Raw genomic sequence first — 23,017 nt, forward strand, 5'->3', positions numbered from 1 at the left:
AATTTGGTTAGTTTTTGTTCGAAACCACAATGCTGGTTCCTTGAATATAATACTTGCTTGAAATGGTTCCGCAGATTAAATCGAGCTGCTCATATAGGCCTTTTTTGCTTAAATCTCCGGTAAAAGTATAATTTGATATCTGCTCGTTATCAGCTTTTATTTCAATTCCGTAGGCTTCGGTAAGGGTTTTGAAGATTTGTTTTACACTTTCCTCTTTGAAATTATAACTAACACTTGTTGGTATATTATAAGCTTCTGCCAGTGGAATAGGCTTATTTACCAGCGTTTTGCTTAACTGATGATTGCTAAATACACCTTTTTGATTGGGCGTTAGCAAAATAGGTTGAGCTAATTTTTCTTTTGATAAACCAAGGAATGTGCTTTTCTCATTTTCTTGCACCTGTACTTTTCCGGTTCTAACTGCAACTTGCGCAGGCATTTTATCGGTTGATTCTTTTACCCAAAAGCTGGTTCCCAAAACACGAACAACCAACTTTTGATTATAAACATAAAATGGGCGCTTCGCATTCTTACTTACTGAGAAGAAAGCTGTGCCTTTTAAGTAAATAGTTCTCTTATTGTCGGCAAAAACCTCTGGGTATAAGATGTTAGCATTAGGCTTAAGTGTTACTACACTTTCATCGCTAAGCTTTATGTCCATTAACCCATTTGTGTTGTTTGTTTTGCTGATCAGCGCTATATCGCCATTTTCATTGATAAAGGCCTGTTCAGTAGGGTTATAATTATAAAGATATAAGCCTCCAAGAAAAAAAGCGATCATGATTGAAGCGGCTATTGCAAATTTTGGCCATAATCTTTTAACTTTTAGTGTGTCAATTTGCTTTTCGCCGGAGTGGTTAATGTTGAGCCAGATTTTATCCTGCATTTCATCAAGCTCGCTCGAAGAAAGGTCGTTGTAATTTTTATTATTTAAATTATGATACCATTTGTCTACCCAAAGCTTTTCGGCATCGGTGCAGTTCCCGTTTTGATAACGGAGGAGTAAATCGTTGAATGATTTCTGGTTCATAAGGAAATATTTGGCTCTATATTATACAAGTAACATAACAAGCCAGTATCCCTAACGCATCATCATAAAAAAATAAATAATAATCATAACTTGTTGATTATCAAACTAAAAAAAGAGGTAAAAATTTTTAATATATTCTTTAATTCTTTTGATAGAGCGGGTAATATGATATTCCACCGCCTTTTCAGATATATTTAAGTCAGTGGAAATATCCTTTACGGATTGGTGCTGGTAACGACTTAAACGGAAGACTTCCTGAGTTTTTTCCGGCAATGAATTGATGCCTTCTTCTATAATTGATGATAAATCATGCAGATCTACGAGATTGGCTGTGTCTTGATGATTTTCATTATATGTTAAGGTTTGGTACTCCATGTATTTATTTTCCATCACCAAACTACGTACATGGTTAATTACACTTAGCTTTAAAGCACCAAAAAGATAAGCCTGGAGGTTATTGATTTGTAGATCTTGTCGTTTTTCCCAAAGGGAGATAAAAATATTTTGCACCAACTCTTCCGCTACAACCTTATCACCAGTTTTTTTAAAGGCTGCATATAACAGTTCTTTACTAAAAGTGAAGTAAATCTTTTCATAAGCCTGCTTATCACCTAGCTTTAGGCGCACAAGTAAATCGATAGACTTTTCAGGCTCTTGGAGCGTCATTAATTCGTTTTGGTTAGCTAGGAATGAAGTAAATGTAGGAAATTATTTCATTCTGAAATTCCATTTCTGATTAAATTTAGCAATAATCTTCCGTATTTATACCCTGTAATTTTTAAAGCATGCACCTAAGCGTAAATATTTTATATGCCTTTTGTCTCATTTTTTTACCTTTGCTCAATCTCTAAAAAATTATGCAGGAAAATATTATTGTTTTAGGCTCTAATGGGCAAATTGGAACCGAATTGGTTACCATTTTAAGAAAAATTTATGGTGATGATCATGTAGTGGCTTGTGATATTCGACGACCAGATTACGACATCAAAAATTCTGCGCCCTTTGAGTTCGTAAACGTTTTGGATAAAGAGATGATTAATGGCATTTTCAAAAAGTATAAGCCTACGCAGGTTTATCTTTTAGCTGCGCTATTATCAGCAACTGGTGAGCAAAATCCAAAGCTAGCCTGGGATTTGAATATGAATGGGCTTTTAAATGTGTTAGATTTAGCTTTAGAATATAAGGTTGCAAAGGTTTACTGGCCAAGTTCAATAGCTGTTTTCGGACCAAATTCTCCCAAAGATAACACGAATCAATATTGTGTGATGGACCCGAACACGGTATATGGAATAAGTAAACTGGCAGGAGAACGCTGGTGCGAATATTATAACCAAAAATATGGTTTGGATGTGCGCAGTATCCGTTATCCTGGATTAATTAGCTGGAAAGCTGCTCCAGGTGGAGGAACAACAGATTATGCTATTCATATTTTTCATGATGCATTAAAGAAAGGAAGTTATCAAAGTTTTTTAAATGCTGGTACCGAATTGCCAATGATGTATATGGATGATGCAATCCGCGGGACGATAGAATTGATGGATGCTCCATCAGATCAGATTACGGTTCGTAGCAGTTATAACTTTGGTGGGGTAAGTTTTACGCCAGAAATTTTGGCAGCAGAAATCAGAAAACATATTCCGGATTTTACCTTAACTTACACATCCGAAACTGATCCAAGGCAGCAAATTGCAAATAGTTGGCCACGTTCAATTGATGATAGTAATGCAGCAAAAGATTGGGGATGGAAACCGGAGTTCGATTTATCGAAACTGACAACCGATATGTTAAATAATTTAAAAAAATAAGGTAGGTAGTTTAAGGTGGAAGGTTTCGGGTGTTTTAACCCCGTTCTTGATACCTGATCCTAAATACTTAATACTAAAAATGGGAAGAGCATTCGAATTTAGAAAAGAAAGAAAGTTTAAGCGTTGGGCCAAAATGGCGGTTCAGTTTACGCGTATTGGTAAAGATATCGTAATGGCGGTGAAAGAATCAGGGCCTCATCCTGAAACAAACTCTCGCCTGCGTACTGCAATGCAAAATGCAAAGGCGGTAAACATGCCAAAGGATAGGGTGGAGGCGGCTATTAAGCGGGCATCCGATAAATCGATGGCCAATTACGAAGAAATTGTTTACGAAGGTTATGCACCTCATGGGGTAGCGGTATTAATTGAAACGGCTACAGATAATACCAACCGTACCGTAGCAAACGTTCGGAGTTATTTCAATAAAACCGACGGTTCTTTAGGTAAAACAGGTTCATTAGACTTCATTTTTAACCGGAAATCTATTTTCCGTTTTGCACCTGCAGAAGGTTTGGATTTGGAAGAATTAGAGTTTGAATTGATTGATGCGGGCTTGGAAGAATTATATGTAGAGGCCGACGAGGAAGGAAACGATATCGCCGTAGCACAAGGTGCTTTCGAAAATTTTGGTTCTTTACAAAAAGCTTTGGAAGAAAAAGGGATTGAACTGAAAAGCTCTAAACTAGAACGTATCGCATTATCGCACCACGAAGTTACAGAAGAGCAAGCTGCTGATGTAATGAAGTTGATTGATAAATTAGAGGAAGATGATGATGTGCAGGCGGTTTATCATAATATGGCGGAGTAAGGATTTTCAAAAATGAACACAAAAGGCTTGAGGATTTATTCTCCAAGCCTTTTGTGTTTTCTGATCCCCATAGTAACCTCAACCGTCTTTTCGAGCGAAGCCGAGAAATCCCTGAACAGAAAACAGATGGAAAAGATCTCTCCGCTACGTTGCACTCCGGTCGGGATGACGATGGATTAATTTTCTTAATCCTTCTGATGCCCAAACAACCAGGGCAACAAGTCTGGTTCAGCAAATGCACTGTCCCAGCTGTTATGGTTTGCATTTGGATAGAGCGTAAACTTAACCTCTCTACCAACTACTTTTAGCCTTTCGGCAATCGCCATAGAAAATGCCGGATCAACAATGTCATCTTTTCCGCCATGAAAAATCCATAAAGGGATATTTTTGTATTTCTTAATATTGTTGGTGTTATCGCCACCGCAAATGGCAAAAGCTGCAGCAAAAGTGTTACGCTTTCTTCTCAATAGTTCATAAGTTCCCATGCCTCCCATAGATAGGCCGCCCACATAAACCTGCTCCTTATTTACAAAGGGTTTTTTTAAAAAATCCTTAACCATTCCCTGTAGAGCATGCATGGCTTTTGTAGGTTTTCCATTTTCAATGAAACTAAAATTCCTTTTGCCCTTATCGTTTGTAGTGATGTTGACGTTTGCCCAATAGCTATCAGCCGGGCACTGTGGAAATACGATGATAGCGGGGAAGTTTCGCCTTATACCTTCTTTTAGAAATAATTTCGCCCCGTGGGTCAGTTGTTTCTCGTTGTCATTGCCGCTTTCTCCACGCCCATGCAATACAAACAATATCGGGTACTTCTGTTTAGGGTTGAAATTTTCTGGAAAAAGGATTCTGTAATAGATCGAATCCTTTCCTTTGATAAAACTTCCCCGATCATATTTTTTTAAATCCTGAGCATTTAAATTGATCGTTGCAAGGAGCAAAAAGATGGTTAGAAAAATATTCTTCATCTAGCAAAAATAAAAAACCCTGCCTATTTTACAATAGTGCAGGGCTCATGATTAAACCTAACCTTGATTATTTTAGTGTAAATGATGCTGCTTTTACATCTCTGGAATTTGTACCGATAAATACCTGGAACTCTCCAGGTTCAGCTACAAATTTTAAATCAGAATTATAAAACTTCAAATCATTTTCTGAGATATTGAAAGATATTGTCTTGCTTTCGCCCGCTTTTAAACTCACTTTCTGGAAACCTTTCAATTCTTTAACCGGACGCGTAATGCTTCCAACTAAATCGCGAATATAAAGTTGAACAACTTCTTTACCATCGTATTTACCAGTATTGCTTAAGGTTACAGAAGCTGTAATCGATTTGCCTTTGGTTAAGGTATTTGCACTCAGTTTAACATCGCTGTAATTGAAAGTGGTGTAGCTTAAACCAAAACCAAATGGATATAAAGGATCGTTGCTCACATCTAGATAATTGGAACGGAATTTCTCGAACCATTTGCCTTCTGCCAGAGGGCGACCAGTATTTTTGTGGGCATAATAAAGCGGCACCTGACCCACATTTTGAGGGAAAGTTGCACTCAATTTACCCGAAGGATTTACTTTTCCAAAAAGTGCATCGGCGATAGAATTTCCAGCTTCGCTGCCAGGAAACCAAACGTTTAATATCGCCGGGATATTTTCCTGCTCCCATTTCAATGCCAACGGGCGACCAGTAAATAATACCAACACAATTGGTTTTCCTGTTTTTGCCAAAGCTTTTAAAAGGTTTTTCTGAGTTTCTGGAATTTGAATGTCGGTAACGCTACTGGCCTCACCCGTAAATTCAGAACCTTCACCCATAGTGGCAATTACCACATCTGATTTTTCGGCAACTCTCACTGCCTCCTTGATCATTTCTTCTTCTGATCTTGGATCGCGTTTGTAGGTTGGATTGTGAACGTTAACATAGCGGTGTTCTGCAGCAGAATCGGCTAAAAAGTTTGAGCCACGAGCCGTTAAAATTTTAGCGTCATTACCCAAAGCATTTTTTAAACCTTGCAACACCGTTACCGACTGATCGAACAAAGCCGCAACGCTCCAGGTACCATACATATTCGCCGTGTTATCAGCCAAAGGACCGATTAAACCAATAGTGCCGGTTTTTTTAAGTGGAAGCAGGTTATTGTTGTTTTTTAATAAAACAAAACTTTCGGCTGAAATTTCACGGGCTATCTGGCGGTTTTCTGCATTGAATACCTCTTTTTCAGCTCTTGTTGGATCGCAGAATTTGTAAGGGTCAGTAAACAAACCCAACTTATATTTAGCTTGAAGGATTAAACGACAAGCCCTGTTTATTTCATTGATGCTTACTTTTTTCTCGGCAAGTGATTTTTTTAATGTGCCCAGAAAACCTTCTCCAACCATATCCATATCAATACCAGCGTTCATGGCCAAAGCAGAAACAGTTTGTAAATCGCCCATACCATGTGCAATCATTTCAGGAATACCCGTATAATCCGTAACTACGAAACCTTTGAAACCCCATTGGTTACGCAAAACTTCTGTCATTAGCCATTTACTTCCTGTCGCTGGAATACCATCAACCTCATTAAAAGAGGCCATAATACTTGCTGCACCTGCATCTACCGCTGCTTTGTACGGTGGGAAATATTCGTTATACATGCGCACTTTGCTCATATCGGTGGTATTGTAATCTCTACCAGCCTCTGCCGCTCCATACAATGCATAATGTTTAACGCAAGCCAATATTTCATTATTGGCCTGCAACTTACCTTGATAACCTTTTACCATAGCAGCGGCAATTTTAGACCCTAGATAAGCATCTTCTCCACTGCCTTCAGAAATTCTTCCCCAACGCGGATCGCGGGAGATATCAACCATAGGAGAGAAGGTCCAGTTGATACCGCTAGCGCTGGCTTCAATAGCTGCAACCCTTGCCGATTTTTCTACTGCTGTCATATTCCAGGTTGCGCTCATGCCCAGTGGAATTGGAAAAACGGTATTGTAACCGTGAATCACATCCATCCCGAAAAGTAATGGAATTTTCAACCTGCTGTCTTCAACGGCAACTTTTTGTACCGCTTTAATTTTATCAACGCCTTTTATATTGAACAAACCACCCACCTGGCCGTCTTTAATCTTTTTTCCGATATCGCTACTATTCGCCTGCCCAGTGGTAATATCGCCAGAACTAGGCAAGTTGAGCTGCCCGATTTTTTCGTCAATCGTCATCTTTGCCATCAGGTTGCTGATAAAAGTATTCATCTTGGCCTCTTCAGGAGATATCGGTTTTTTGGTTTGCGCTGAAATATTCAGGGCTAAGGATGTTAAAAAAACAACTAGGATTTTCGCTTTTTTCATATGTGTAAATTTGTTTTCGATGGTTATGAAGCTATCATGATTTTACTCACTAGTGTTTGTGATTGGCAAAATCATGATGGTTTCATTATATGTGTGTTTTATGCTTTTAAAATTTAGTCCACTTTCTTCACTTTAGTTTTGGCTGAAACGCCATTTTCATTTATAGCTTCAATAGAAAAATAATAAGCCTTTTGGCTGTCCATCGCTTTAAACCAATACTCATTGAAATCATGAATCATAATGCAGTTATACAATTTATCTGGAGCTGTGCCGTAATACAAATTATAGGCAAATGCATTATCAACAGGCTGCCACTTAATGTAAGCACTGCGCTTATCTTTCTCTGTTCTGAGCACAATTAGGTTTTTAACTTCCGATGGTTTTTCGCCGTTTCCATTTCCAAAAACGCGAAGGCCGCTAATGGCAAATTTGCCGGTTGGCATGTGGATATTCACCATCTTGATATATCGTGTTTTAACAGGTTTTTCCAACTCGATATAATCATGGGGAACATCAGTTTTATTCTGACTTTTATCCACCAATGTTGTCCATTTCTTTCCATCTGTTGAGGAAAGGATTTTATATTGGTGATAAATGCCGATTTGCTTGCCGATAAATTCAGCATCTTGATCGGCATAGTTTATTTGGATAGCGTTTACTGTGGCTAAGCTTCCTAAATCGGTTTGAATCCACTCGCCATTATTAGCCGTTTTGGCGCTCCAATAGGTCTTTATACTTTCATCCACTGCATTGTTTGCATGGAAAGCACCAAGCGTTGAAGAAACCGTAATTGGTTTTTTATAATTGATGAGCATCCAACCTGGCCCCGCTGGTCCATTTTCTTTTCTTTCTGACGGGAGATAAAGTGGATAATCACCGAAGGCCGTATTCGTCCACATTACATCATCTTTATCAAAACCTGTTGGCCAAATTCCCATTCTGCGTTCCCAGGTGTTTTTTACACAAATGATGCTGGTAGAGATGTGCCAGTAATTTTTGCTGTTATCCTGAAAGGTTGCTCCATGACCAGCACCTCGGGAAAATCCACCACCTTTATAACTTAGTGGATCGGATTGTGGTGTAAACTGCGAGTCGTAAAAAAGTGGCTTTGTACCCACTACTACTCCATCAGAATAGCCACTAAATTCCGTTCCCGGCGCACCATACTGAAAATAGTATTTTCCATTGTGTTTGGTCATCCAGGCGCCTTCGGCAAAAGGGTCAAGAAAGGTATTGTCCATGTACTCGCCAAAACGTTGCCAGCCATAGCGCCAGCTTTCTAGTAAATACATTGGCATACGTGATCCTTTTGGTTGAAATGTTTTTCGATCGAGCTCAACGCCATACATCGGATAATTATTACTACTGCCATTGTACATGTAAAATTTCCCATCATCATCGGTAAAGAATGCAGGATCCCAGCCACCGATTTCCAATGAATCGACCAATGGAAACCATTTATTGCCCAGTGGATCTGTGCTTCCCCAGAGCGTGAAATTTTTGGTGTAAGTACTTCCGAACACCACAACGGTATCACCGATAATACCAACACCTGGTGCGCAAAGTTCATCTTTTGTTTTATTCCAGGGGCGAAGAAATTTGCGTTCTATAAATTTCCAGTTCAACATATCCGAACTGTGCCAGTAACCCCACTGATTAGTGCTGAACAATAGATATTCACCTTTGTAATTCACAATAACCGGATCGGCCGTTGCCCTGTGTTTGCCCCATTCGGTAAAAGATTCGAAAGGCGTGTAACCATAATCCACATTGATTGGGTTGCAATAGGTTTTTTGCTTCTGAGCAAGTACAGCCAGAAATGATAGTATGAAGAAAAGTGTAAGTATGGTTTTTCTCATGTTGTTGCTATTTGCTTTTTAGCCGCAGATTCGCAGATTGTTTATATAACGCATTATAAAATTTTTAATCTGTGAATCTGTGGCTTTCCTCATTGCTTTATCTCCGGACTTTCAAATCCTAACTTTGTTAATCCACTTTTTATTTCTGGTGCACTCATGAATAAATTCCACAATAAACCGGTTCTACCGTTCTCAATCATAACTACAATTGGTCCCTGATCTATCCCGATATATCTTTTTGGAAACCAGTTTTCCGTTTCACTATAAGCATCGTAAAAACCAAACTCTCCCCAAACCTTATCATTTAGGTTTTCATATAAATTTCTGATTACCTGCATACTCTCTTTTTTGGCATAAGGATAAGATGAAAGCGCTGCGGTAGGCGCAATTACACCTAAATCTTCTTGTGGATTGTGTGCTGCATAACCCTTAACAGAATAGCTTGCCGTCAATCCCCATGAATTTTTTCCGTAACCTTTAAATCCTTTTGGGTTTTGAATAGCATAATCATAATTGATTAAAGTGTGGCTTTTATTCTCCTCCCAATAATTGGCGTACCTATCTTTTAATCCTGTCGGATTTAAGCCCAGGTAAGAATAATGAGCCCAGAATAATGGACCTACATTCTCGCCAACTACGTTGTGTTTTAGTTTAACCGGATGGCCGTACAGAGAAAGATTTGTATTTATCTTGCCACTTTTAGCCCAGCCTTGGTGATATACTGCAGCGGGTACGCCATGCGTTGGCGAACAGGCCGCCAATACATAGGTAATTAAACATTCGTTGTAACCAGTAATGGCAAAATTCATCTTCCAGCCAGAGTTGGGCGACCAATGCCAGTACAATACATTCTCATTGTCTTTTCTGTAAAAGTTCCAGTCAATACCCCTCCAGAGCTCATCAGCTTTTGCTGCCAATTCCTTTTCTTGAGTATTGCCCTTTGCGTAATATTGGCGAACACAAATTAAAGCTTGCGCCAAAAATGATGTTTCGACTAAATCGCCTGCATCATCATCTTTGCCAAATGCTTTGGCCTTGCCAGAAGGCAGCATCCAATGTGGCCAGGCACCATGAAAACGATCTGCTTTGCTTAGAAAATCCAGGCCTTTTTTCAGGTGACTAAATCCTTCTTCTCTGGTGATAAATTTACGTTCGATGGCAACAATTGTTCCCATCATACCAAAGCCGCTGGCACCGGTAGCAATAATGTCTTTATCATTTTGTGGATAGATATTATCGCTGTGATAGCGTTCTCTCGAAAGACCGGAAATGGGTTCTGCACCTTCATAGAAATATTTGTAGGTCTGCCTTTGTACCAGATCAAGTAACTGATCATCAGATAAGCCTTGTTTGATCTTTACATTCGGGTTATTGGTTTGGCTATCACCATTGGTGCAGGAAGTAATGCACATGAAAACAATTGCCAGAAGCTTAAAATAGAGGGGATTTCGCGATGTGAAGCCTTTTAGTATCATATCAAAAAAGTAAAAAAGGTTGCCAGGCAACTGGCAACCTTTATCAAATTGTTTAGTTTTAGTAACCAGGGTTTTGCTTTAATAAACCACCACTTAAATCTATTTCAGTTTGAGGAATTGGCCAAACTTCATTTTTGTTTGCTTTCCAACCTTTAGGTCCGAATACCTGAAGTGCTCTTCCTTGTCTGATTACATCAAAATATCGGTCATTTTCCATGGCTAGCTCAACCTGTCTTTCTTTCCAAATGGCATTTCTCAATGCAGTTTGATCTGTCGTCGTAACATCAGGGAGAATGTTGGCATTGTTACCCCTTGCCCTTCTGCGCACTCTGTTAAGCGAAGTCAGTGCCTGAGTTGGGTTTCCTAACTCGTTTGCAGCTTCCGCATTCATTAACAGAATATCAGCAAACCTTAATACTCTGAAATTCTGTTGCGCACCTTCATTAAACCCTGAAACTCTGGTGTTGAAAGGAACATACGATTTCTGATTATAGCGTTCATTAGGAACCGTTGTTGGAACCAAATCACCTTGCGGCGTAGTTTCGCCTCTAAACAAAATGGTGGCATCTCTTCTTGGATCGCCCGACTCATAAGCCGACGCTAATTCTGCAGAAGGCGTGTTGAAGCCCCATCCCATCACTCCAGCAACACCTTGTACCTGGCTATATTGCGAATTTGAAGCATCACCATTACTTTGTAACAACTCTGCCTGCACTTCAAATAAGGATTCTACATTATTTTCATTCTGTGTTCTGAAGAGTTTTTCGTAATCAGAAAATAAATCGTAGCCTAAGACCATCACCTGATTGGTAAGCGCCAGTACATCCGCCCATTTCTTCTGATACATGGCTGCTTTTGCTTTTAATCCTAAAGCTGCACCTCGGGTCGCCCTGCCCAGGTCGGCGGCACCATACGATTGAGGCAATACGGTAGCCGCTTCGGTTAAATCCTTTTCGATTTGAGCATAAACATTAGCTTTATCTGATTGTCGGATATTGTATTCCGTGTTATCCTTAGGAACATTCAACCTCAAAGGAACATTGCCATAGGCCCTAACTAACCTAAAGTAAGAATAGGCACGAATAAACTTTGCTTCAGCCAGAAATCTCGATTTCAATGCAGCATCCATTGTAATGTTTGGCACGTTATCCAATACCTGATTACAAAGATTGATGTTCTGGTATTGACCAGTCCAGAATCCTTGCAAACTGCCTTGGGTTGATGTAACGGTAAACTGATCAAATAAGTTAAAAAAAGTGGCATCAGTAGGTGTACTGCCTTTATCTGCTTCGTCTGATCCGGTACTTTCAATAGCAATTGCATTGAAAGCAACATTATCCCAACTTCTTAAATTCGCATACATCGCATTAACACCCTTTAAAGCGTCATCCTGAGTTTTCCAGAACGTAACGGAAGGTTGTTGAGCTTGTGGTGGAACATTTAAGAAATCTTTTTTACACGATGCTGTGAAAAGCATTGATCCCAAAGCTGTGGCAATAATGCAAGATTGTAAATTTATATTCTTTTTCATTGTGTGTCGATTAGAAAGTAACGTTAAGTCCAAAATTATAAGTAGCAAATAATGGATACACATTGGTGTCGATCCCAGCATTTGTTGGCGCTCCACCAACTTCAGGACTAAAGCCTTTGTAGCCAAAAATATTCACTGCGTTTTGTGCATTTAAGAAAACTCGTAGACGCTGCATCTTCATTTTATTACTGATCGCTTGCGGTAAAGTATATCCTAATTGGATGTTTCTCAATCTGATATAATCGCCTTTTTCTACGTAAAATGAATTAGGAGCATTGTTCAAGCCACTTGCTAAACTTGCAGAAGAATATGAGTTTGATGTTCCCGGTCCATTCCAACGATTAGTGATGAAATCTTTGGTATAGTTTTCATTACCAAAACGGTTGCTTAAATTTGCGTTAAACACATCTACATCGGCAACACCTTGAATATCAAGTGTTAAATCGAAATTTTTGTAGGCAAAGTTAGTATTCACACCATAGGTGAATTTTGGGTTTGGATTACCTAAAACAACCCGGTCTTTTAAATCAATAATACCATCGCCATTTATGTCTGCGTATTTGAAATCGCCTCTTTTAAATCCAGGCCATGCAGCGGCTTCAGCATCTGATTGAAAAACCCCTTCTACCTGGTAACCAAAAAACTCCCCGATAGGGCGGTTATTTACCGTTCTGGTTGAAAGATATCCACTGGTAAGGCCTGCACCACCCCGGTAAATAGGATTTGATCCAGAGGTAACATTCAATACTTTATTGTTATTCATTCCAACATTTCCACTGATTGAGTAAGTAAAACCACCCTCGGTTTTATCTGCCCATGTTGCAGAGAATTCGAAACCTCTGTTTTGGATGTCGGCCTGGTTAGCAATTAGTGAACTGTTTTGTGTACCAATACTTCCCAGAACGGGAATATCGAAAATCGCTTGTTCAGTTTTTCTGTTGTAATAATCTGCTTCAATGGTTAATTTGTTATTTAAGAAGCCCATTTCCAAACCTACATCTGTACCGGCACTTCTTTCCCACAATAAAAATGGCGGAACAATTGAACGGATACTAGCACCTGTATACGGTAAACCACCAAAGAATGCAATTAATCCGGCAGATTGATCAACTGTTTGGGTTGATGGATTAAATGGAACTCCTGCGTTACCCACTTTACCCCAACTTCCTCTCAGCTTTAAATTACTGAAGATTTTTTGATCTTTCATGAAATCTTCATTGGTGATCACCCAACCTGCACCGATAGAAGGAAAGTTGCCCCATAAATTGTCAGAACCAAAAAACTGCGATGCACCGTCTCTACGAATAGAGGCATTCAATAAGTATCTGTTCTTATAGCTATAGTTTACTCTGGCAAAATAAGAAGCGAAAGTGGAGATTTCTCCCTTATCTGTTACGTTTCTTGTTGCAGCATCTCCTAAGGCTAGATATAAATCACCTTCCGAAGTGTAGGGTACATTTAATGCATCAGCATTAATTTCATACATTTTATTTCGTTGTGCTGTTTGTCCAACCAAAACGGTTAAGTTATGATCTGTCCATTTTCTGTCATAGGTTAAAGTGTTCTCAATAATCCAGTTTCTATTTTCAATACGATCAATATCTAATTTACTGTTTGTATTTTGTTGTGTATTACTGGCTTTGTAAACAGGAATATAGCCACGAACTTCTTCCTGACCAAAATCTCCGCCTAAACTTGTTCTAAATGTGAAATTCTTTAAAAACTTTAATTCAGCGAATACATTACCCGTAATTTTATATTTGGTAGTATTTTGATTGAAGAAATCTAAAGTAGCCTGAGGATTCATATTGCTGCCATTGCCTAAATTGAAAGCATTTGGATCGCCATAACTACCGTCAGCATTAAAAACTGGAACAACTGGTGAAGCAGCATATAATGCTCTGAAAATTCCGGATGCGGGATCCTTTGATTTGCTTGAAGTTGCAGTTACATTATATCCAATTTTTAATGGTTCAAAAACCTGGAAATCGTTTGATAACCTTGCTGTGTATCTTTTGTAATTATTGTTTTTAACGATACCATCCTGATCTAAATAACCCAATGAGAGGTTATATGTAGATTTTTCACTACCCCCGCTAATTGATAGCTGATGATTGGTAATCAAAGCCTCTCTCAATGCCACGTCGTACCAGTTTGTGCCTTCTCCCAAGTTTGTATTAGCAAATAAAGGTTGTGCACCTTGAAGCGCATAAGCCTCATTTACCGCAGTTGCATATTCACTTGCATTTGCCATTTCTACCTGGTTGGTTACTTTTTGGAAACCCACCGTTCCGTTGTAATTAATAACAGCATCACCTTTTTTGCCTTTATTGGTGGTTACTAAAACTACACCATTGGCTGCTCTGATACCATAGATTGATTGCGCTGATGCATCTTTTAAAATGCTAATATTCGCAATATCGGCAGGGTTTAAGAAATTAATGTCGTCATACCAAACGCCGTCAACCACATATAACGGAACAGTTTTACCATAAATAGTTCCTGAACCTCTAATTGTGATAGTTGGTGAACCACCCGGAGTACCTGTATTGGTAATAGAAACACCGGCAACTTTACCTTGAAGTGCGCCAACCGGGTTGGTGGAAATTTGCTTGGAAATATCTTCTCCCTTTACTGTAGCTACAGATCCGGTAACGTCAATTTTTCTTTGTGTACCGTAACCTACAACCACAACCTGCTCTAATTGTTGTGTTGAAGAGGCTAAGCCTACGTTGATTGTAGTACGATTAGCAACCGCTTGCTCCTGGGCAGTATAGCCTACAAAATTAAAGACTAATGTTGCTGTAGATGGTACACTGATGGAGTAGTTACCATTTGAATCTGTTTGAGTACCGCCTTGTGCTCCTTTTATTAAGATAGTTACGCCTGGTAATGGAGTTTTATCACCTCCATCTGTTACCACACCTTTTACAGTGATGTTTTGCGCAAACGCTACGTTAATTGCGAGTAAAAGAAATACGGCCAGAACAGAAATTCTTGTAAAAATTCTTTTCATGCTTATTAAAAATTTAGTTTAATTGATAGGATAAATGTGGGGTTGTTTTTTTGGTTGTGCAAGTGCTTTTACCTCAACATTAATACATCATTTTTATAAGAGAAGTTTTTTAAGAGGAAAACCAATTGGCATTTTGGGCCAAAAAGGCAATTTTTAAGCTTTGTAACTAATTAATTACCCGAGTTAAGTGTGTAAGTTACACTAAGGCTTTTGTAGGGGTAAAAAAATAGTTATGAGAGGTAATGATGTAGTGTTTTTAGCCTTCCGATGTTTGAAAATCTAAAGAATATCGTTTTCATGCAAACGTTCCCGACGATGGTTCGGCTTGGTTTTCTGGTTTCGAGTTACAATTCCATTAAGAATTCAGTTAGGTTTTTATCGTGTGGGACTTCCAGTTTTTTGCGCAAGCGATAGCGGCGAATTTCCACACCTCTTAGGCTAATATTTAGCAATGACGACATCTCTTTACTGCTCATGTTCATGCGCAAGTAGGCACAAAGTTTTAAGTCATTTGGCACTAGGTCCGGATGTTGTGCTTTAAGCTTTTTGAAGAAACTCTCATGAGCTTCATTAAAGCTGTTTTCGAATAAATGCCAATCCCGCTCGTCATTCATTCCATCATTGATTACCTTTTGAATTTTTTTTGTCTGATCGTCTGAAAGCTTCTTGCCATTCTCATCTTTCAGCTTGGTAATTTCATCGCTGAGTTTTTGAAGCAGCTCATTTTTATAAACCAGGGTCATGGCCGAGTTGGCCAGTTCTCTATTTTTGGAAGCCAGCTCCGCCTGAAGCTTTTCAGTTTGCAGCTTTATGATTTGCTTTTCATTTACTTCGGCCTCCTGTTTCAAAATTTCATCCTGCTCTGCTTTCAACCGCTCACTAATTTTATGACTATCGCGTTTCAGCTTTGCTTCATACAGCTTTTTGCCCACGATTAATACAACCACAAATAAAATTGAGTATAAAACAATAGCAATGTTGCTCAGATACCAGGGCCGGAGTATGGTGAACTCGAAAGTAGTGATCTCGCTAATAGAAGAATCATTGATTTTTGCCCGCACCTTGAATTTATAAGTGCCGCTACTCAGGTTGGTAAAATCTTTTTGGGTAGCCACACTCCAATCCGACCAGTCTTTGGAATATCCTTCTAAATAATATTGAAATTTAAGCTTCGCCTGTCGGTAATACGGCAGGGCAAATGAAATCCTGATGTTGTTCCTGCTGTTTGGAATCTCCGTCTCTTCATTGCCATTGCCTGTTTCGCTGATAGTGAAATACTTATCGGTGATGTCTTCAATCCTCCGGATTAAAACTGCTGGAAGTTTCCTTTTGCCAGGCGATTGGCTAAGCAGATTATTGTAAATTACGAAACCATCATCAACACTGATCAAATAAATAGAATTTCCAATTTGACTGATGTTTTCATAGTATTGAACCATTCTGCCATCTAAAAGGCTAAACTGATTGGAGTCTATTTCTATTTTCCCAGGTTCGGAAAAGTTTACCAACGATGTTTTACCATGATCGATAAACCAATACTTTTTATTGCCCGCACTAATAATTTTGTTAGAAGTAGAGAATGAGCCGAGGCTTTTGTTCAGCACATCATACAAAGTAAACTTATTGCTCAATTCATCGTAAGTGTAAAATCCTTTATCAGAGGAGAACACAATTCTATTCTCCAGATTGAAGATATTCACGTTATAGTTTCCGGGTAAGCCATTTTGTTCATCGAAATATTTTACACTGGTTACTTTGCTAAAAGTGCTGTTCAGGGTGAGTTTGTATAAGCCTTTATAGGCATGCGCTACCCAAATATCGCCTTTGTTATCTTGCTCAATAAATCGTGAAGGTTCTGTAAAACCCAACACTTTACCATCAAATTTCAATCCCGAAGCGGTATTTTGATAGAGTGATAACCCGACATAAGTTCCCTGGATAAAATAGTTGGGGTTAGAATGAAGTTGTTTGATGGTCCAACCTCCACTTACCGACGAAATCCAACTGATTTGATCACCTAAAACTTTAAAAGTACCGCTATTGTGCCCACAAATTAATTCGTTGTTCACGATGGCGAGATCCCAAACCTGCCCTTGCGAACTTGGAATAAGGCGAAAATTAAAAGGCGTTAGTTCATCGTTTTTAGACCAATTGCTGTAAAACAAGCCCTGGTTAGTACCTAGGTAAATTTTATCTTTAAAAATGATGCTGGAGTAAACAGTTCCGAACTGTCCGGTTTTATCGAAATAGAAATACAGTGGGGAGTTTAATTCAATGCGGTCGATTCCATTATCCAAACCCGTCCACAGATTTTGCTCGTTATCGGCAAAAATACTTAATACCGTATTATTTTGTAATCCACTCGATTTGTTGATGCGTTGTACCACACGGCCGTTTTCATCAATGATGATTAAACCATTCAAAATGGTGCCATAGGCATAATATTTATTTAAAAGTTTTACCCCGTTATTCAGTTGATAAGTTTTAAGGTAATCGTTGGCTGGCGTAACAAGAGGTGAAAAATCTTTGCCATCGAAAGTAAATAAACCGTTTTTACTGGTGCCAATAATGAAACCACCATTTTTATAGGGTAAGATCGATAGCACACCTTGTTTACCCAGCTTTTCACTGTTCGGAATAAACTTCAATTGGTTTCCTGCCAATTCAAATAAACCTTTATCGAGCACTTCGACAATGTATTTGTTGTTTACCTGATGCAGAAAGAGAAAGGAAGACGGCGCTTTAATGATCTCAATTTTCCCGTTCTTATAGATGAATATCCTGGAGAAGGATTGAAAAATCACCCGGTCTTTGTCTACATATATTTTCCAGATTTCATCACTTACTTTATTGCCTTTTGGTAGGAGCGGGGTGAGTGATTGATAGGTTAATTTGTTGTTGGTATAAGCCCAGTACCCAAATTCACCAAAGGCGCCTGTATATATCTTTCCCTTATTGTCAGTTGCTACCGAACGAACAATTTGTCGATTTGGCATTTGGTACTTTTGCCAATATTTGCCATCGAAGGTTAAGAGACCTTCGGCATTGCCGAAGTACATGATGCCGCTTTTATCCTTCGCAATGCTCCAATTTTGATTGCCCGATGCGTAAACCGATTTTGGGTAATTTTCGATATATGGCACCCCGATGCTTTTGATTTCCGAAGCATAGGTGATTTGGGCAAAGAGGGAAAGGAGTAATAAAAGGCGAAAAAATCTACACATATTTAATGATTATGGGGCAAAGGGTAAAGAGCCATGAGCAAAGAATAAAGACCAATGAGCAAAGAGCAAGGAGCAAAGATCAAGGAAAAAATACCACTCAACCACGCACTTCCAACCCCCACTCTCAACTCCCAGCTAGACAACCTAGCTTTTGACTACCGACTCCGGACTAGAGACGCTCAACCCCGAACTCCTAATTACCTCGTTACTGTAAAGATCAACACAGCCAAATTCACTACCACTAAAAGCGGCTGTAAAATATTGTTCAGGCTTTGGAGTTTATCACTCGTAGCCGAACTTTTGGTAGGCTGAAGTACAATAATATCACGATTTTGCAATACCAGTTTTTTGCTTGCCAAACTGTTGATATCGTTTAGGTTCACATAAATAAGCTCTGGGTTTGCCCGATCGCCGCGAATAATTTTTAATGTTTTCGGATCGGCAGTTTTGGTAATTCCACCCGCTTCGCCGATTATATCGATAAGCGTGGTGTTATCACGTTCCAATAAAAAGTTGCCCTGTTTACTAAATTCGCCCAATAACGTCACCTTTAAATTAACCACCGACAACTCGATGATGGGATCTTTTAACAATTTATTTTTATAGAGGTTCTGAATTTTAATAGCCGCTTCTCTTCTGGTTAAACCAATTACTTCGACTTTTCCAATGGCCGGTAAATTAACCATTCCATCTAAATCTACAGGGTAGGAGAGTATATTATTAATTCCGCCTGAGGCGCTGTTTTGTTGGCTATTGCTACTTGCTGTAGAACCTGTTGTGTTGTTCGTAGCACCGAATTCGAAGTTTTGTACGTTGCGAATGGCCAGCTGATCGTTCACCTTTATTTTATAATAGGCATCGCTAATACCCTGATCGTTTACCACATAAACCTGTTTGATGGTGTCGGTAACGATATCACTCGGCGCATTAAATAGCGTTCTTTCTTTACGCACACCACACGAACTCAAAACGGCAAGAATAGAAAATATAGCAATAAAAAGGAAGTAGTTCTTGATGTAAATGAAAATCATACTTAAGCGGAGACAAGGTTTGGCTTTATTAAGAAACAAAAATACTTTTTAATATATGAAATCGAAAATTTATAAAACGGAGCGAAGATAATGGGAAATTAAACGTTTAATCATTGCCGCTTAGAAAAATAAAATTTTGACATATGTCAATTATGAAAGCGGTAGCTAAGCGTTTTCTTTACTGGTCAGCCGTATCTTTGTGCATCCCCTATTGTTGAAGCATATCCTTGGATGTAATAAAATTATTATTATGAAGAGGTTGTTTTTAATATTTATTGTTTTCTTTTGTTCGCATTTTTTTGTAAAGGCTCAATCGAGTACTGCTACGGGCTGTCTTCTTCAGAATAACATCATTTATACTGATGATTACACGTTCACAAACTATTTTAAAACGTCATCAATAAATACTCTTCCTGCTAATAGATGTAGCTGGACCCCTGTTACAGGTCCAACATGTTACGTTTCAGCTAGTAGATCATTTGATGTTTTTGGATGCTTTTGTTATGTCTATGCAAGTCCCCAAACAGGATTTAGTGGAACATTTACCGCTAGCACAATTGGGTGCCCACTTGATGATTATATATGGTTTTTAATATTTCCAATAGGTATTTTGGGTATCCTTTATCTGCGTAAACACATAACAAATAAATTTGAAGAAGCATTGATTTTATAGACTTTCTCCAGCGGCAGTCCATTCAAACGTTGAATTAATTGTCTACTCATATTTAAGTACTAAAAACACTTTTTTTGTATGATTAAATAGATTTGTTTGTGTTTTGATTGATACGCGGTTATTTTTGTGCTGGAATTCGTCCCGTTCCGTATCAGATATGAAGTTTATCTTTTCGATAGTTGCTCTTTTTTCTACTACTATTTCATTTGCTCAGGGACCCTCAGGTTGTATCGTGTATGATTATAGTTCCAATGTTCCCCCTTATTCAGGCAAGGTCTTCACCCAGATTATTGGTACAGTCCCTACTACAACCTCTACCAGTTCCCCCTTTATTGCAGGTGATATCAGAGGAACTGAAATGTATAACGGAGGGATAACAACAACTGGAATTGGTCCAAATATACCAGTATCAATAAGCTGTTATAGGCAGCCGTCTAATACGTTACTTAGGGAATGTGCAATTAGATTTCAGACCGCTAATACCACGCCGGCTGTTTATTCTTACTATGGAGGACTTAGAGCCCAGAACTATTATTCATGTCCTATAGATGATTATATCCCATATTTTCTATTTATATCAAGTATCTTTGGCTTTACAATTATCAGAAAATATCCAACCAGCTTTTTACATATAGCACAAGTGTTGAACTTGTGATTTAACAAATCTTATATTTTTAAACCCCCATTTAGACTTAGCGTCTCGCTAAGACTTATCTTTATCGGTTTTTATTGCTATTGTAACCTTCTAGTCGTAGAGTCTCTCTAAGGCTTATATTAATTCGTTTTATTGCTATTGTAATGTAGTCATTCCGTTGTTATTTGTCATGCTAATGATTTTGTGTAATCCGTTTTAAAGTTTGGGCTGTCTAGTCCAAACAGAGAAGCTTGCTCCAGACTGAAATCAACTTGCATTAGTCGAAGCCAGAAAGCATGATATGGCTTATAAGATTTGCCGTTATCTAGTGCAAGATCTCGCTCTTGATTTATCCTTGTCTAATTAAACCAACTTTTATTGTTCATTTTGTTCATGACATTTGTCAAATGTTTGTATAAGTGTTGTCTTCTAATTTCTTCCGCTGAGAGTATAAGCTTCGTTAGCTTTTTGAATCAAAATTCCCCTTGCTTAAATAGCAGAGGAGGTTATTGTTAATAATTGGCCAATAAATTTGCAGTTATTCAATTATCTGTATTCCTAGAAAGACTGTTTTTTTAGTTTCTTGCAGTTTTTATTATAGATTTAAAATTTCATATTCGCGTCGATTTGTAGTTTTTGTAGTACGATAATTTGTTTTTATATCCTTCTAGAATGTACCGCTTTTTTTTTCTTGCCATTTCTTCACTATTTCTGTTCTCAAATTCATCAAAAGGTCAAGAACGCGGAAACGGTTGCAGAATAAGCAACACTGTATTTACACAATACCTAGGTCTAGGTACTCCTTACGTAGGTCAACCAGAGCAATCATATTATGCGAGTAATGGCAGGCAATTAGAGTTGAATAATAATAACAGTGCGAGATATATTTGTGGAGCAATAAATGATTATCCCCAAGGTAGTTATTATGATAGTTCTATTCCTCCCTATGGAGCTACTGTTATTATACCGATGCAACACGAATTGGTATCAGAAAGTTCGGTTGCATGTGTTATCTCGCTACAAGTAAACGGTTCTATAGTAAACGCGGGCGGAAGAGTAGTTACCTACGAACTAAGTCCACCCTCAACCTGTTCGAATGCTTCACGTAACGATGCTCCTTTAGATGAATATTTTCCATTTCTAGCGCTAATTTTTGGCGGAGTGGGCTTCTCTAAAACGCGAAAGAAAAGACAACATCAAGATTTTATTTCGTTATAAATACCGAACAAAACTAACTTAATTAAAAAATAGGACTGATATAATTTTACCTTACATCCTTCTTATTTATGAATGATGTTTTTATCGTTCTTCGTAATTTTTTATTTTCCAAAGTTGTTGTGAAACTCGTTATTTAATGCCGGCTGCTCATCGTGTCTACCTAAATAATCATCCGCCTCCCCAGATCATTTCTGACGAATGAGCATTTATCTGATCACTCATAAGGTCCGCAGTAATGTTTGCGCAATGCATTTCGAGATTATAATTGAAAAAATGATCTCATGATTAAGGTACAAAACATCAACCTTGTGATCCTTGCTAAATATTAGTATGTTTATTAAAAATTAGCGCTTTTCAAACCGTTAACTCATGCTGATGTGGCGAAAATTATGTTCGATCTCCATTATTAACCTCCTCATATCAAATACCATTTTTTTATTTACCAATTGTTTCGCTTTTGCTTGTAAATCCCTTTTAAGCGATTAACCCTTAAGTCGCGGTTAATTTGGGTTTAGTTCGGACTTTGTTCGGGGTTGTGACAATCCTGGCCGACCGAAATCTGTCTCAAACCCAAATAAAATTAATCGGAATAGTTAACTATTGATCAACTATTCGTTATCTTTCGGTTATCATCCCATAATCTTATAACTCGAGAATTATGGCTATTTTAAAAGATGGAGTAAACGGTGGATTCACCGGGAAAGTTGGAAGCGTGATCGGTTACCAGCTGAATGGTAAATGGGTAATCAAAGGATTGCCTAAGCTAAGTAAGAAAAACAAAAAGGGAACGGATAAGCAAAATAAATGTAGGTCAAAGTTTACGACCATACAAACATTTCTGTCTTATGTGCTTGATTTTATTCGTGTTGGCTTTAATCTCGAAGCGAAGGCAAAAGGAATGTCGGCACATAATTTCGCTAAATCTTATAACATGCTCCATGCCTTTAACGGGAATGGAGAGATTGATTATTCCAGAATTAAGCTTGCTCAGGGTAAGCTCCTGGGCCCGGCAGATGCTGCTGTACAAGTTCATCAAAATGGTCTTTTATTTTGCTGGGATCAACAAATCAGTGCTGGTTACGAGCGCCGATCTGATCAGGTGATGCTCTTGGCTTTCCACGCGGAAGGTGGATTTGCCTACCGCAGGCTGAGTGGCAACAGAAGAAGTGCCGGACAGGAACTGCTCGAAATCCCCCGGGAGAGAATTAGTATGGGTTATCATACTTGGATGGCCTTCATTGCTGATGACCGCCAGAGTATTTCGGATAGTATTTATTTGGGCAGAGTTGAATTCTAGATCAGCATTCTAAGCTATATTCTGCCCTCTCGAATAATGTAAACTTTAATGAAATTTAAGTTCTTTAGTTATGGCATAATGCC

14 protein-coding genes are annotated in these 23,017 nt (G+C 38.5%); 4 read left to right on the forward strand and 10 right to left on the reverse strand.

Annotation, left to right across the window (positions count from 1 at the left end):
• Positions 1-7 precede the first annotated feature (7 nt).
• Both ASE92_RS18820 and ASE92_RS18825 read right to left on the reverse strand, forming a co-directional pair.
• Entirely contained in the window at positions 8-1,030 is a 1,023-nt protein-coding gene (locus ASE92_RS18820) for a FecR family protein (protein ID WP_056851667.1), read from the reverse strand.
• Positions 1,031-1,135: 105 nt separating this feature from the next.
• Complete coding sequence (locus ASE92_RS18825) at positions 1,136-1,696, reverse strand: sigma-70 family RNA polymerase sigma factor (protein ID WP_056851668.1); 561 nt, start codon at positions 1,694-1,696, stop codon at positions 1,136-1,138.
• Between the two features lie 191 nt (positions 1,697-1,887).
• Between ASE92_RS18825 and ASE92_RS18830 the strand changes: the two genes are divergently transcribed.
• A complete protein-coding gene (locus ASE92_RS18830; protein WP_056851669.1) occupies positions 1,888-2,835 on the forward strand; it encodes an NAD-dependent epimerase/dehydratase family protein in 948 nt (315 codons plus the stop codon).
• 79 nt (positions 2,836-2,914) lie between these two features.
• Positions 2,915-3,643 carry a YebC/PmpR family DNA-binding transcriptional regulator gene (locus tag ASE92_RS18835; RefSeq protein ID WP_056851670.1) on the forward strand — a complete coding sequence of 243 codons (729 nt, stop codon included), beginning with the start codon at positions 2,915-2,917 and terminating at the stop codon, positions 3,641-3,643.
• Positions 3,644-3,828: 185 nt separating this feature from the next.
• On the opposite strand, the gene ASE92_RS18840 is transcribed toward ASE92_RS18835, so the two are convergent.
• From ASE92_RS18840 to ASE92_RS18875, 8 genes are all read right to left on the reverse strand, one after another.
• A complete protein-coding gene (locus ASE92_RS18840; RefSeq protein ID WP_056851671.1) occupies positions 3,829-4,611 on the reverse strand; it encodes a dienelactone hydrolase family protein in 783 nt (260 codons plus the stop codon).
• Positions 4,612-4,678: 67 nt separating this feature from the next.
• Positions 4,679-6,976 (reverse strand): beta-glucosidase BglX, encoded by a 2,298-nt coding sequence (gene bglX / locus ASE92_RS18845; RefSeq protein WP_056851672.1) that lies wholly within the window; start codon positions 6,974-6,976, stop codon positions 4,679-4,681.
• A 113-nt stretch (positions 6,977-7,089) separates the two neighbouring features.
• Positions 7,090-8,835 (reverse strand): discoidin domain-containing protein, encoded by a 1,746-nt coding sequence (locus ASE92_RS18850; protein ID WP_056851673.1) that lies wholly within the window; start codon positions 8,833-8,835, stop codon positions 7,090-7,092.
• Positions 8,836-8,924: 89 nt separating this feature from the next.
• Positions 8,925-10,310 carry a glucoamylase family protein gene (locus tag ASE92_RS18855; protein WP_056851813.1) on the reverse strand — a complete coding sequence of 462 codons (1,386 nt, stop codon included), beginning with the start codon at positions 10,308-10,310 and terminating at the stop codon, positions 8,925-8,927.
• Positions 10,311-10,368: 58 nt separating this feature from the next.
• Positions 10,369-11,841: a RagB/SusD family nutrient uptake outer membrane protein gene (locus ASE92_RS18860; RefSeq protein WP_056851674.1), complete on the reverse strand. Its 1,473-nt coding sequence runs from the start codon at positions 11,839-11,841 to the stop codon at positions 10,369-10,371.
• A 10-nt stretch (positions 11,842-11,851) separates the two neighbouring features.
• Positions 11,852-14,857 carry a TonB-dependent receptor gene (locus ASE92_RS18865; RefSeq protein ID WP_056851675.1) on the reverse strand — a complete coding sequence of 1,002 codons (3,006 nt, stop codon included), beginning with the start codon at positions 14,855-14,857 and terminating at the stop codon, positions 11,852-11,854.
• 344 nt (positions 14,858-15,201) lie between these two features.
• Complete coding sequence (locus ASE92_RS18870; RefSeq protein ID WP_056851676.1) at positions 15,202-18,081, reverse strand: triple tyrosine motif-containing protein; 2,880 nt, start codon at positions 18,079-18,081, stop codon at positions 15,202-15,204.
• Positions 18,082-18,278: 197 nt separating this feature from the next.
• A complete protein-coding gene (locus ASE92_RS18875) occupies positions 18,279-19,112 on the reverse strand; it encodes a polysaccharide biosynthesis/export family protein (RefSeq protein WP_056851677.1) in 834 nt (277 codons plus the stop codon).
• Positions 19,113-21,091: 1,979 nt separating this feature from the next.
• Between ASE92_RS18875 and ASE92_RS18885 the strand changes: the two genes are divergently transcribed.
• Positions 21,092-21,637: a hypothetical protein gene (locus ASE92_RS18885; RefSeq protein WP_056851679.1), complete on the forward strand. Its 546-nt coding sequence runs from the start codon at positions 21,092-21,094 to the stop codon at positions 21,635-21,637.
• A 658-nt stretch (positions 21,638-22,295) separates the two neighbouring features.
• Positions 22,296-22,934: a DUF6266 family protein gene (locus tag ASE92_RS18890; protein ID WP_056851680.1), complete on the forward strand. Its 639-nt coding sequence runs from the start codon at positions 22,296-22,298 to the stop codon at positions 22,932-22,934.
• Positions 22,935-23,017: the final 83 nt, after the last annotated feature.

The sequence above is a fragment of the Pedobacter sp. Leaf41 genome, from assembly GCF_001422545.1.
Classification (GTDB): Bacteria; Bacteroidota; Bacteroidia; order Sphingobacteriales; family Sphingobacteriaceae; genus Pedobacter.

Excerpts from the sequence above, each read along its gene's own strand:
- ASE92_RS18830 (WP_056851669.1), top strand. The coding sequence starts at position 1,888 with ATGCAGGAAAATATTATTGTTTTAGGCTCTAATGGGCAAATTGGAACC.
- ASE92_RS18820 (WP_056851667.1), bottom strand. The coding sequence starts at position 1,030 with ATGAACCAGAAATCATTCAACGATTTACTCCTCCGTTATCAAAACGGG.
- ASE92_RS18865 (WP_056851675.1), bottom strand. The coding sequence starts at position 14,857 with ATGAAAAGAATTTTTACAAGAATTTCTGTTCTGGCCGTATTTCTTTTA.
- ASE92_RS18890 (WP_056851680.1), top strand. The coding sequence starts at position 22,296 with ATGGCTATTTTAAAAGATGGAGTAAACGGTGGATTCACCGGGAAAGTT.
- ASE92_RS18835 (WP_056851670.1), top strand. The coding sequence starts at position 2,915 with ATGGGAAGAGCATTCGAATTTAGAAAAGAAAGAAAGTTTAAGCGTTGG.
- ASE92_RS18855 (WP_056851813.1), bottom strand. The coding sequence starts at position 10,310 with ATGATACTAAAAGGCTTCACATCGCGAAATCCCCTCTATTTTAAGCTT.
- ASE92_RS18870 (WP_056851676.1), bottom strand. The coding sequence starts at position 18,081 with ATGTGTAGATTTTTTCGCCTTTTATTACTCCTTTCCCTCTTTGCCCAA.
- ASE92_RS18850 (WP_056851673.1), bottom strand. The coding sequence starts at position 8,835 with ATGAGAAAAACCATACTTACACTTTTCTTCATACTATCATTTCTGGCT.
- ASE92_RS18825 (WP_056851668.1), bottom strand. The coding sequence starts at position 1,696 with ATGACGCTCCAAGAGCCTGAAAAGTCTATCGATTTACTTGTGCGCCTA.
- bglX (WP_056851672.1), bottom strand. The coding sequence starts at position 6,976 with ATGAAAAAAGCGAAAATCCTAGTTGTTTTTTTAACATCCTTAGCCCTG.
- ASE92_RS18875 (WP_056851677.1), bottom strand. The coding sequence starts at position 19,112 with ATGATTTTCATTTACATCAAGAACTACTTCCTTTTTATTGCTATATTT.
- ASE92_RS18860 (WP_056851674.1), bottom strand. The coding sequence starts at position 11,841 with ATGAAAAAGAATATAAATTTACAATCTTGCATTATTGCCACAGCTTTG.
- ASE92_RS18885 (WP_056851679.1), top strand. The coding sequence starts at position 21,092 with ATGTACCGCTTTTTTTTTCTTGCCATTTCTTCACTATTTCTGTTCTCA.
- ASE92_RS18840 (WP_056851671.1), bottom strand. The coding sequence starts at position 4,611 with ATGAAGAATATTTTTCTAACCATCTTTTTGCTCCTTGCAACGATCAAT.